The following is an 11754-nucleotide window of genomic DNA, read 5'->3' as shown; positions in this document are numbered from 1 at the left end:
TTTCACAAAACTTCTCCTGGCTTAATCCGCTTTCCTGCCACAACTCAATGGCCAGGAACATTTCTTCTTTACTGTATCTCTGATTTTTTCGCATGTGGCAAATTTATTGCCGCTTACTCAATTTTGGAAGACGTGGTTCGTAGAGTGGATACGAATTGTTGATTACAACGAAGAGCTTATGAACTCCAGAGTTACCCATCAATTTAGAACAGAGTGCCTTCAAATTGGCTCAATGGAACAACCGATAAGAAAAACAATAGCTCACGTTAGTGATCATCATATCAATCAGAATATCGAATTCTGATCGTTACGAAGAATAAGCTTTTTTAGTCCTTTTTGTACGTAGTATATAAGATGGAATCATCGAAAGGCCAAGGCCAACAAGGAAAATAATAACAAACTGCAGATTTACATTTAGCTGCCAGTAGTTGAGGCCAAGCGCAATTACAATTAACACAAGGTTACCTGCCAAAATGGTTGATGTTACTTTTAAGTGCGAATGAAGCAAGGACAACAAACGATGATGGATATGGTTTTTATCCGGAGAAAATGGTGAGCGACGTTGTGCTATTCGTATGGTCATTACTCTTAATGTATCAATAAGCGGAACAATGATGATTGCAAAAGAAACAGCCGGTGCTCCAACTATGCGGTAAGGCTCCGGTGCAGTCAGATTCAGTTCGTTAAAAGAAACAACCATTACTGAAATTAGAAATCCGATTATTAATGAACCGGTATCTCCCATGAACAGTTTGTTGGAATTGCCAAACACATTGTAGATAAAGAATGCCGCAAGAGCACCAACCAACGCAAAGGCCATAATGGCTATTGGATAGTTACCGGTTAAATAAAACCAGGTACCAAATACCAATGAAGCCAGTGTTCCAATACCGGACGCCAGCCCATCTACGCCATCAATTAGATTAAATGCATTTATAATAACAATCATTGCAAACAACGACAGTGATATACCTGTAATATGGCCAATTCTGTATTCTCCAAGTACTCCATGTAAATTTGTGAAATGAATATTGGCAAAGGAAATGAGTAGAATGACGGCTACTATTTGAATAATTAATTTCTTCCGGGCCGAGATAATAATCAGATCATCTTTCAGTCCGGTAAAAAACATTAGTATTACTCCTGCAAGTATGTATTTAAATTCCGTAAATTCTAAACCGTCGGTTGCAAAGATAGCACTTAGTGTGAAGGCAATAAAAATAGCAACTCCTCCAAGCGGGGGAACAACTTTCGTGTGAATTTTTCTTTCTTCAAAAGGTTCAAATAAATGTTTGGATTTAGCGATACGAATGATTGGCGGTACTGCTATTAAAACAAGCAGAAACCCAAGTATAAGTGCAGATAGGATTAAGATTATTTCCATAACGAAATACTATGATGTTGGTTGTGTTCTCTAGGTCTATTAATTATGAATTGGTACGTGTTCCTAATTAGTTAGATCGTTTTTAACGAGGTTAAAATTAAAGAAATTTAATTAAAATAAGAATATTTGCTCGGGAAAAGATCAAAATTTAATCAAAATGTTTTGACAAACGTCTTAATTCATAAACTTTTAGTGGGCAATTTTTTAGCGTTTTATTAAAGGCAGAGGATTGAAAGTTTATTTGGAGAAGTGATATTTGAATGAAACCATTGATCCCAAACGAGTGGTGCTTACTCCATTATCATAAACACTTCCTCGGTCGGTAGCAACAGATGCTGAAATACTCAGCTTTTTGGTGGGTGGTTGCCAGGAAACCTGCGCCAGTGCTGATACTTGTTTTTGAGACGGATCGTAGGTTGATCCGCCCAATCCATCATGATGGCCATAATTATTGGAATAGGTGAATAAGCCTTTCCATCGAAATGATTCGGTGATGAAACCCATGGCTCCTATATGAAACCCTGTGAAGCGGTTATTTTCAAAACCAAGACTAATGCCGTCTTCAATAATTATTGGTGCAAACAGAGGGCTTGACATTGCCATTTGATGATAAGTGACACCGGAGCGATATACTCCATGATTAAAATAATCGTCATTTCCACGGCTTGGAGCGTCCTTATCGGGGTTTTGGCCAAAGTGATATGGGCCACTTTGATCTTTGGTATGAAAATATTCCAGCAAAATATTTTGCAGGAATGCATTTTCTTTGTCAAACGAAAGGTGTATCCCATACAGGTTATCAACAGCATTTACCAAATCCATTCCCGAATGATCTTCATAAGGGTGACTGATATATACTGTTGCATTGAGTTTATCCCAGTTTTTGTTTATCGTAAGCTGGTATGTTCCGTAGCTGTTTCCCATGGCGTTATTCTGGTCAAATTCAAGTGCATTTTCGCTGCCTGCCTGTGCAGTTAAATAGCTGAAGTATGCTTCCCAGCCTTGTAATTCCCCATATTCGGGGTGGGTGCCCCACCACATTACAAGATGTTCAACACCTGCGGTTACCTGAAGTGTTTCCGGTTTTCCGAAACGCAAGTTTAGCACTCCATAGTGCAAATGGGTGTCTTTGACATAGCGGTTGTCATTTAACAGACCCTCTTCGAAAAAGCCATTTATAGAGAACCAGTCGACTAAAACAGGAACAAAACGGTTAAATCCGGCTCTGATTCGTGGATGAGGTCGTGCATTACGCGATGTGGCCAGGTTGCCGTTGGTAGTTGACAGTCCGGCATAAACTTCATCTTCGGGGAAAGCGCCAATTTGCAGCTGAAGAAACTTCCAGCTCGTAGCTCCAAAAAGCTGGGTGAAACGAATGTCGTTTTCGTCGGCCAGTAGCAGATCAAGATCAAGTCCGACTTTATAACTAAAATCAGAAGCTCCGATTTGTTGCGCATGAAAGGCATTTAAACTGAAGTTTTGAATTATACTGCTGTTTTTATCGAATTGTCCCAGCTGGTTGGCCCATAGCCAGAATGGCAGCTGGTCTTTTGTGCCCGCCAAAGTATTTGATTCCAGACTAATTGATTGGGCAAATAAGCCGGATAGTGGATCAATACACAGGAGCAGTAGGAGAGTTACTATTTTTTTGGTTTGTTTTTGCATTAGATCTTAAACGATGGTATTGTAGGATTATTTTAGTCAGAAATTATCATTTTTGACAATGCTCTGAGTTTCGTTCATGTCCTTTCCTGACTCTGGTTTTTGGGATCGTATTTAAATCGTTGTTATCCAGTTCGAAGGTTCAGTTTATACAAAACTAAATCATGTTAGTTGTATCGTTTGCAACGATAAATTCCTTCCAAAGAACAATACAGGTGCCCGCAAACAAACCTATTAATGTAAGGCTGATAATAGTGAATATTGTTTTGGGTTTACTTTTCTGCTGCGGCACTTTTGCCGGTTCTATTACAGTAAATACCGGTGTTTTATCCTGCACAAGTATTTGAGCCTGTTCACGCTTTTGTGCCAAACCTTTATAAAGATTTGAGGCAAGAGTGGATTCCGTAACCAGCCTGTCGCGGCGCGATTTTGCTGATGCAAGAATTACATTTACATTACTGTCATCGTAATTGGCTAAAGCTTCCTGTTTTTCAAAATACCGGGCTTTGGCTTCCTGATACCGGGCCTCGATAAAAGCAAGGTCTTTTTTCTCCTTGCTGGTGTGATAATCAATAATGTATTGTTTTAAACTGGCGATTACTTTTTCGGTTAATAACGCTGAAACGTACGAATCCTGTTGTTCCACACTTACTTTAATAATTTTACTGTCGCCACCTGTAATTCCACCTTCCGATTTAATAATATTTACTTCTATGGTATTGCCCAGTCCTTTAATTAAATCCAGATCGGCCTGAGAAAGATTTAGCGGTTCTCCTTCGTTTTTTTTCGGAATATTTTTTTTCTCGCCCTTCGATTTTAACAAGCTAAGAGCATAACCTGGCCATCCCGAAATAGATGGTTTGGTATGTTCCTGCAGGTATTCGCTAACCGATACGGTTAGGTCATCTTTAGGTAAATACACTTTTTCCTGTAAAATATCGATAAGGAAAGTTGTACTCTTTACCACTTCAGGATATAAATCGGGGGTTAAGGCACTCTGGTTACTTCCACTCATATCCAGGCCCATTAAACCACCTACGTCAAATCCTGCAAGATTTCCCAGTTGCCCCATTAAACCATTTGCCGGGCTGTTGGAGTTGGATTCGGCTAATAAACTTACTTCGGTTTTATATACTTTCGGTGTGAAAACAACGATGAATACTCCTGCCAAAAAGGCAATAACTGCTGATTTAATGAGTATTCCGCGGTTTTGTTTTAGCCGGAGAAGCAGATCTTTTATTTCGAGGTAATCTTTTTTATTTATGATAGCTGTATTTTTGCTCATTTCTGATTAGATGAAAATTTACAGTGACTTGTAATATCAATAATTTCTTTTGATTATTATGGGACCTTACCGTTATTTCATGCCATTGATCAGGGCAACAACAATCAGAGACAGCGAGGCGGCTAACGAAATGGCACCTGTTTGAGAAAGTTTTCTTCGTTCTCCCTTACTCGGAACAATTATTTCTGCACCAGCCTGTAATTCGGGGTATTTCCGACCAAATAACGTTTTGTCGGTTTTTCTTACTGAGCCATTGGCGTAAACCACATATATATGTCCGGGTTTCGATCTTTTTGTTAAACCACCTGCATTCGCCAGGTATTGCTTCACCTTAAGCGATTCGTCGAAAGGAACTACATTGGGATTGTAAACCGAGCCACTAACCTTTATGGTTTGTAAGGATTTTAATATGCGTATAGAATCGCCTTCCTGCAGAACCAAATCGCTTTTTCCTCCCGGATTGGAAAGAATACTTGCCAGATCAACAGCAATGATATCAAACTCATTTCGGATGATATTGATATTGTTCGATGATTCTTTTTCCATTGTAATGTTGTCGATGGCTTTGTCCGTCAGTGTTTTGTTCGGTGTTGATTTTCGAATTAAGCTGGCACCGTTAATGTATGCTTCTGTGGTTATACCGCCCGACCTTTTTATTAAATCGGAGATTCGTTCTTTGCGGGAGGTGATCGAGTATTTTCCGGGGAAGTTAACTTCGCCGTTAATACTTACCAGCATTTGCGGAGTATAAGCAGGTGATTTACGAATAAACACCTGATCGAAAGGTTTTAATACAAACCCGGATGCTTCTTCGCTTAGGGCCAGCGACTTATCGATCGGGAATTTAATAATATCAGCCAATTTTACCGAAGTAACTGTTGAGGTGTCGTTTGACACGCGACGGGCAATTTCGATATTTGCTGTTGAGGCTGTTTCCAATAAACCTCCGGCCTGAAGAATAAAGTCTTCAACGGTAGTATTTTCGGAGTAAGGATAAATTCCCGGATGTTTTACTTCGCCTTCAATTTGTATGGTGCGTGTTTCGCGCAAATCGTGAATTGAAGGAATATGTACAGAGTCTTCACGTTGCAGGGTAAAATCGAGATTTGAAGCCAATAAATTATTCAGATCAACGGCAATATGCTCCCTGGTGAGATCGTCTTGTAAACGGAAGACTGAGATACGGTCTTTAAATACATCTTCGCGTAAACCATCGGCTTTGTTTATCAGCTCTTTTAATGTGGTACCTTCGTTAATGGCGTATGTGCCCGGGCGAAATACCGCCCCCGAAATAAATACCCGGTTTTCAAAACGGTTTAAAACCGCATCTATTTGAACTTCGTCGCCATTTTCCAGGCGAATGGCATCTAAATAATCCGTGGCAATGTCTAATATGCGTTTTTCTTTGCCTGTTTTTCGCAGGATCTTAACCCTTTCAGTGTAAGCATTTCCTGTAAATCCTCCGGCAAAATCAATTAAATCTTCCATCGATTCGTCAGGTTTAATGTCGAAGGCCATAGGGCGTTTCACTTCCCCGTTTATCCTTACACGATTTTCATAAGGAGGTACAAAAATGATATCCTGATCCTGCAAACGGATGTTATTGGATTGTTTGGCATTTATCAAATATTCATAAAAGTCGATGTGTGCTACGATTTTATTGTCGCGTATGATCTGTACATCGCGGATTGAACCATTTTCCGCAGGACCACCGGCGATGTACATGGCATTAAACGCCGTTGCCATTGCCGAAATATTGTAAGTTCCGGGTAAAACCACTTCTCCCACAATATTTATCTGGATACTCCGTACGGCTCCCAGTGTAACTTTCATTGAAGTTTTCCCATCCTTTAGTCCCGAGTAGATCTGGCCTAAGATTGTTTCCAGTTTTTTTCCGGCATCTTCTGTGGACATTCCACTTAAGAATACGGGACCAATATTTGAAATAATTATACTCCCATCGTTTGAAACCACTTCCTGGTAACTGTGTTGCGAGGCTCCCCAAACATCGATGTTTACCAGGTCGCCCGGGCCAATTAAATAATCGCGCGGCGTTAAAACATTAAAGCTGGGTTCAAAGGTAAGGTCGGTATTTTTAAACAATGAAAAACCAAAATTATCGCTTGTTTGTGTTTTTGTAGCGTAGGGAAGTCGTTCTTCCAGGCTTTCAGGGTACTCTACGGTTGGGCGTGTATTTATTTTTACCCCCTTGCTGCCATCCTCCATTATCTTGTTATCGTACAGACGTTCAGCGCGTTCTTTAAATTTCTCAATTTCGCTTTCATCCATTCCTCGCGAGCGGGCTAAAGATTCGATTTGGTCGGGTGTCAGGCCCGACTCAATTGCACGTTGCATGATAACCCGCATTTGGGCATCAGAAATCTGGCTCGATTTTATTTCTGAAACATTTTGCTCCATCGGGTTCAGGTTCTGGGCCATCAGTTTCCCTTGCATCAGAAACAGGAATAGTAGAATGAAGCAGGAATATTTAACGATATTGAATCTCATAGATATAGCTTATGTTTTAGGTATTAAATAATGTACAGTATGTGTAAATATTGAGCAATAAAAGTAATAAAATCTCATTTCAATAAAGTCATCCAGGGCAGTTCTTCACAAGAATTCGAAATTTAGATGCGCTTTCTAAATTTTAATTGCAGCTTTTTGGCAAAAATAAAAAGCGCGTAAAATACTTTTAAAAAGGTAAGCTGAACGATATTTGTATTGGCGTGGTATTTATGAAAAACGATTCTGCTGTTGAATAGATGCCGGATTTGTGCCAGCTGATTCATTTCTTTGCTTATAACAGCGGAGTGCTCGTGATAAAATTTTAGCTGCAGTGCCAGGTAATTCTTAAGCCCGGCTTTTTTTACTTTTAGCCCCAGTATGCGCTCCTCTTCATACAAAAAAGTACGTTCATCGAAATAGTTTAACCGCGCAAAAGTTTCCAGCTTTCCCATAAAAAAGGAGCCGGTAAGGCAATCCACTGCAAATAATTCTTGTTGTATAGGTATATCATAGTAAACAGCTTCGTTGGATTTTACTCTGTTAAAACTGGCTACACTGAGGATATCATAAGAAAAACCCGGAATTTTCCAGGCAGCATTAGGGGCGGGTTGACCGTCCATGTGCATGAGTGGTGAAATAAATGCAACATCATCACACTGTTCGTAACAGGCCACCAGTTGTTGCAACAGGTTTGGATTATCGATTGAAATATCGTTATTGCTTATCACAACAAAGGTGTTTTCCGGTATTTTTTGCTGAAGGTATTTTAATCCAAAATTATTTCCGTAAGCATAGCCACCATTGTATTCCGATTGTATGACCTCTACTTGTTCTTCATCTTGTAGATGTTGAACCAGAGTGTTGTAAGAATTGTCGGTTGAACAGTTGTCGACTACCAAAACGGAAAGCTGAATACCCTGCTGTTGTGTTAATTGCCGGATATAGCCAACAGTGGTTTTCCACGAATTATAATTCAGAATTAGTACAACTATCTGTGGAGCTTCCATTTTTATCTTTTAGCGTATCGTAAATTTTATCGGGCAATATTTATCAGAATCCTGTTGATTTGTACCCTTCGACTACGCTCAGGGTGACTGTCAGACTGAGCGTAGTCGAAGTCTGATTTTATTGCCTAAACGACTCTATCTTAATTTCATTTTTCGTCGCACAAATCGCGCAACGAGAAGCAAAAGTATGGTAAGCCGAAAGGCTATTTTATAAAACAGCGAATTTGTGTTGGTAAGGGCATCCAGTGGCGTTTTGTTAAAATCGTGCCTTCTGTATTTCACCAGTTTGGCGGGGCAGAATATCGGGTTAGTATAAAGCTCCGCATTTAGTCCGATCCATAAATCGTGCATGGCAATCTTTTTAGGGAAGGGGAGGACAATCGGTAGCAAATCTTTATGAAAAGCCATACAGCACCCCATGTAAGAGTTTTTTGCAAGGTTCTTCAAAAAGCCCTTACGTGAGTTATAGATTTCAAATATGGATGAAGCAATTTCATTCCCCTCCTGATTTATTACTATTCCGTCCGAAATTACCAGTTTGCTTGATGCCAGTTCTTTTATCAGAATTTCTACTTTATCAGGCATCCATATATCGTCCTGGTCGGCTAAAAATATGTAGTCGCCCATGGTCTGCTTTAGTGCAAATTCGAGATTGAATATCGGACTTGAAAACTGTTGATTTTCGAATAACCTTATCCTGGGATTGTTATACGACCGGATAATTTCAACCGTTTGGTCGGTCGATGAATCATCAGATATAATAATCTCATCAACAGCCCGGGTTTGGTTCAGAATCGAATCAAGCTGTTCCTTTATATAGTGTCCGCCGTTAAATGTTGGTATGCAAACCGAAATAACCATTATGTCAGAGGAGTTTAGATAAGGATATGCGCAGTTTGTAATAGAAAAGTTTAAGGAGTGAATATTTGTTCGACAAACATTTCATCATCTGCCAGCTTTCCTTATTTCTTTTTATAGTGAGCGAAAAACTGACCATACGCGATAACAGGTAAGTGTTTTTGATGGCCTCAGCACCAACTTTATTTTTTTTGTGTTGCCGGTATAGTAAGCCAGGTTTTTTTAGGTAATCAATTACCCCCGATTCTGCTACTTTTAACACAATCCACCAGTCGTGCATTCGGGCCTGTTCAGGGAAGGGCAGAACCAGAGGTTTCACCTTCTTATTCATGATAAAAGTGCAGCCCGGAGCCGGATTATTAATTAATAGCCTGTAACAATTGTAAACATTGTCGGGATTAACTTTCGAATAGCTCCAGAACGATGAATTAATTGTATTTAAGTGTTCATCCACTACTTTCAGATCGCTAAAAACCAATGCCGCTTTATCCGGGTTTTTCTGTTCCTGTTGCTGAATACAAGCTAATGATTCTTCAATTTTATGGGGTAGCCAAACGTCATCCTGATCGCAAAACATGATGTACTCAGCAGAACTGTATTCCATCAGTTTCTCAAAACTTCGCATTGGCCCCAATTGCTTTCCGCTACTGAATATTTTAATTATTCGGTTATGTCTCTTTTTAAATTCCTTTAAAATGGAGATCGTCCGGTCGTTGGAGCCATCATCATGTACCAGAAGATCCCAGTTTGTGTACGATTGAGCCTCCAAAGATTCCAGCAGCTCACGGAGGTATTTTTCGCTGTTATATGTAGCTAATAAAATCTCAACCTTCATTATATTTCTTCGTTTTGAAACGCAGTGGAAAAAGTTTGCGAAAAAACATAAACCAGTACTAACATTCCGGTGGAACTTAACAAGAGCGGATTGGTACCTGCAATAAAAAGATAAGCGAGGTAGGCAATAAACAGGTGACTTATAGAGCTGCTTTTTATTTCATAATAGATTGGAATAAGCAGAATGAGGCTAAAGACTATTGAAACGGGTAATCCCCAAACCCGAATAAGTTCGAAATAAGTTAATTCGGTTACACTTACCACACTGTTTATTCCCGTTGTGTACATGGTGCTGCCAATTCCCTGGCCAAAGAGCAAAATACCCAAATGATTAGAAAAATGTTCGATATACGAAAACAAGTGTCCAAGCTTTACCTGGTTGGAGACTTCAGAGCGGTTTAAAAATACTTCTGCAAGTATATTTGCCCCATAAAAGAAAATGGCCAAATAAACGAAGGCAAGCAATAATGCAAGAGGCTTCGAGTTTTTATAGGCATAAAAAAGAAGATAAAAAAGCAATATAAAACCCATTGCCAAAATATTTGCCCGTGTACCGGAAAGAAACAGTGTGGAACATAGCGCCAGAATAAATCCGATTTGAATGCCCCTGTTTTTTTTAATTTTTAAAATGAATACCCGGTGCAGGTAATAAGCCAGCGGAAAAACAAGTATTGGCGAGGTTTTGTAGAACACCATTAACAGGGTAAAACCACCGTAATTTCGAAGTGCATAAACCGCCACTTCTTTTTCCATTACAAAAAATGCATAAAGTTTAGCAAATAGGCCGGGATTGATTAGGGGAAGAAAATAGGAAAATGCGGTTATCGCCATAAGCAGTATGGCCGATACATTCAGAACCGGGCGGAGCTGTATGTTTTCGGTAATAATAACCACCAGCAGGAAAAAAAAGAAAAAGGAGTTCAGGTAAACCAGCTCTGCCATATTGCTGTTGTTGGCAAAGCTTTTAGTAAGCCCAACCGATAAGGCGAACAAGGGCATAAAAAAGCCTATAAATACCACCGTAAAAAGGATTTGTTTCGATAGGTTTACCGTTTTTTTATAGTGCAACGGAATCCAAAGCAAAAAAACTCCCAGGAATAAAACATATTTAGCATGAAATATTTTATTGCTGGGGTCAATAATTACGTCAAGAAATAACAAGGCCAAACAAGCGTAGAGCAGTGTTTTATATTTCTCCCCATACAGGTATTTTATACTATTTGTCAATGGAATAATCGATATAAAGTTCGTATGGGCTTTAGCAGGAGTGTTCCCAGTTTGTACTCACGCGACTGAGTAATCAGTTTATATTCAAAAGATTCCTGGGGATCCAGTAAGTGTTTTGAATAAATATCCTGGTGATTTAGATAAATTTGATGCCTCAGTTTACGGTAATGCTCCCGGCGTGAGATTACGGAAGCATTTCTTGAATTTCTTTTAATCCGATAAAAAAAGCCAGGGTCATTTAAGGTATGAACAGTACCTCCGTTTTTAAGCAGGGTTATCCAAAAATCCCAGTCCTCAAAACCTTCTCTCATATTCGGATTGTATCCCTCTGTTTGTTCAAAATCCGATCTTCGGAAAAACGCTGAAACAACAATAAAGTTTCTTGCCAGCAGCTTCTCCAAGGAATAGGGTTCAACAGGTAAAATACCTTTTTTTGCCCCAAAAAGTGTGACTTTACAATTTACCACTTTAATTTCATCGTTCTTTTCCAGGATCTCAACAGCTTTATGAATAAAATCTGCACCAATTTTATCATCGGCATCCAAAGGTAAAATATATTTTCCTATCGATTTTTCAATTCCCAGGTTACGGGCAGTGGAAACGCCCTGGTTTTTTGTTTCCAGTACTTTTATCCGGGGGTGCGAAATCTCTCGTACTATTTTGTTGGTATGTGCGTCCGTACTTCCATCATTTACTACAACAATCTCATAATTAGTATAGCTTTGTGAATGAACACTCCCAAGACATTCATTCAGGTATTTACCTTGATTGTAACAAGGAACTATAATTGAAATTAATGGAGAAGTCTGCATTGGTGAAGTAGATGAATATTGGTTGTTTATTATTTTTTTCTGATATTCCAATCTAAAACATCAGAACCTATAGGAAATACCAAATTGCGTATGCAGGTTAAAGGTGTTGTCGGGATGTGTCCAGTAATCGGCTTGTACTTCGGCCCAGGTGGGCTCGTACAACCATTGGTAGTTTCT

The 11754-nt window shown here is 39.4% G+C and carries 9 protein-coding genes; all 9 read right to left on the bottom strand.

Annotated features, from left to right (window positions below):
- Nucleotides 1-307: 307 nt before the first annotated feature.
- Nucleotides 308-1384, bottom strand: coding sequence for an MraY family glycosyltransferase (locus ABZB17_RS14650; protein ID WP_372651084.1), 1077 nt, complete (start codon nt 1382-1384; stop codon nt 308-310).
- 237 nt (nt 1385-1621) lie between these two features.
- Complete coding sequence (locus ABZB17_RS14645) at nt 1622-3049, bottom strand: capsule assembly Wzi family protein (RefSeq protein WP_372651082.1); 1428 nt, start codon at nt 3047-3049, stop codon at nt 1622-1624.
- A gap of 154 nt (nt 3050-3203) precedes the next feature.
- The gene (locus tag ABZB17_RS14640; protein WP_372651081.1) at nt 3204-4331 is read right to left on the bottom strand and encodes a GNVR domain-containing protein; all 1128 of its coding nucleotides are present in this window, start codon (nt 4329-4331) and stop codon (nt 3204-3206) included.
- A 72-nt stretch (nt 4332-4403) separates the two neighbouring features.
- Nucleotides 4404-6839 carry an SLBB domain-containing protein gene (locus tag ABZB17_RS14635; protein ID WP_372651080.1) on the bottom strand — a complete coding sequence of 812 codons (2436 nt, stop codon included), beginning with the start codon at nt 6837-6839 and terminating at the stop codon, nt 4404-4406.
- 122 nt (nt 6840-6961) lie between these two features.
- Complete coding sequence (locus ABZB17_RS14630) at nt 6962-7846, bottom strand: glycosyltransferase (RefSeq protein WP_372651079.1); 885 nt, start codon at nt 7844-7846, stop codon at nt 6962-6964.
- A 135-nt stretch (nt 7847-7981) separates the two neighbouring features.
- Entirely contained in the window at nt 7982-8707 is a 726-nt protein-coding gene (locus ABZB17_RS14625; protein ID WP_372651078.1) for a glycosyltransferase family 2 protein, read from the bottom strand.
- A gap of 4 nt (nt 8708-8711) precedes the next feature.
- Entirely contained in the window at nt 8712-9539 is an 828-nt protein-coding gene (locus ABZB17_RS14620) for a glycosyltransferase family 2 protein (protein ID WP_372651076.1), read from the bottom strand.
- Nucleotides 9539-10765, bottom strand: a complete 1227-nt coding sequence (locus tag ABZB17_RS14615; RefSeq protein ID WP_372651075.1) for a hypothetical protein — start codon at nt 10763-10765, stop codon at nt 9539-9541. The genes ABZB17_RS14620 and ABZB17_RS14615 overlap by 1 nt, the downstream gene beginning before the upstream one ends.
- On the bottom strand, nt 10762-11577 hold the full coding sequence (locus ABZB17_RS14610) for a glycosyltransferase family 2 protein (protein ID WP_372651073.1): 816 nt from the start codon (nt 11575-11577) through the stop codon (nt 10762-10764). Before ABZB17_RS14610 ends, ABZB17_RS14615 begins: the two co-directional genes overlap by 4 nt.
- Between the last annotated feature and the right edge of the window lie 177 nt (nt 11578-11754).

Source organism: Draconibacterium sp. (assembly GCF_041583095.1).
Classification (GTDB): domain Bacteria; phylum Bacteroidota; class Bacteroidia; order Bacteroidales; family Prolixibacteraceae; genus Draconibacterium.
This window is presented reverse-complemented; position numbering and strand designations above follow the sequence as displayed.

Excerpts from the sequence above, each read along its gene's own strand:
- ABZB17_RS14625 (WP_372651078.1), bottom strand. The coding sequence starts at position 8,707 with ATGGTTATTTCGGTTTGCATACCAACATTTAACGGCGGACACTATATA.
- ABZB17_RS14640 (WP_372651081.1), bottom strand. The coding sequence starts at position 4,331 with ATGAGCAAAAATACAGCTATCATAAATAAAAAAGATTACCTCGAAATA.
- ABZB17_RS14610 (WP_372651073.1), bottom strand. The coding sequence starts at position 11,577 with ATGCAGACTTCTCCATTAATTTCAATTATAGTTCCTTGTTACAATCAA.
- ABZB17_RS14630 (WP_372651079.1), bottom strand. The coding sequence starts at position 7,846 with ATGGAAGCTCCACAGATAGTTGTACTAATTCTGAATTATAATTCGTGG.
- ABZB17_RS14650 (WP_372651084.1), bottom strand. The coding sequence starts at position 1,384 with ATGGAAATAATCTTAATCCTATCTGCACTTATACTTGGGTTTCTGCTT.
- ABZB17_RS14645 (WP_372651082.1), bottom strand. The coding sequence starts at position 3,049 with ATGCAAAAACAAACCAAAAAAATAGTAACTCTCCTACTGCTCCTGTGT.
- ABZB17_RS14620 (WP_372651076.1), bottom strand. The coding sequence starts at position 9,539 with ATGAAGGTTGAGATTTTATTAGCTACATATAACAGCGAAAAATACCTC.
- ABZB17_RS14635 (WP_372651080.1), bottom strand. The coding sequence starts at position 6,839 with ATGAGATTCAATATCGTTAAATATTCCTGCTTCATTCTACTATTCCTG.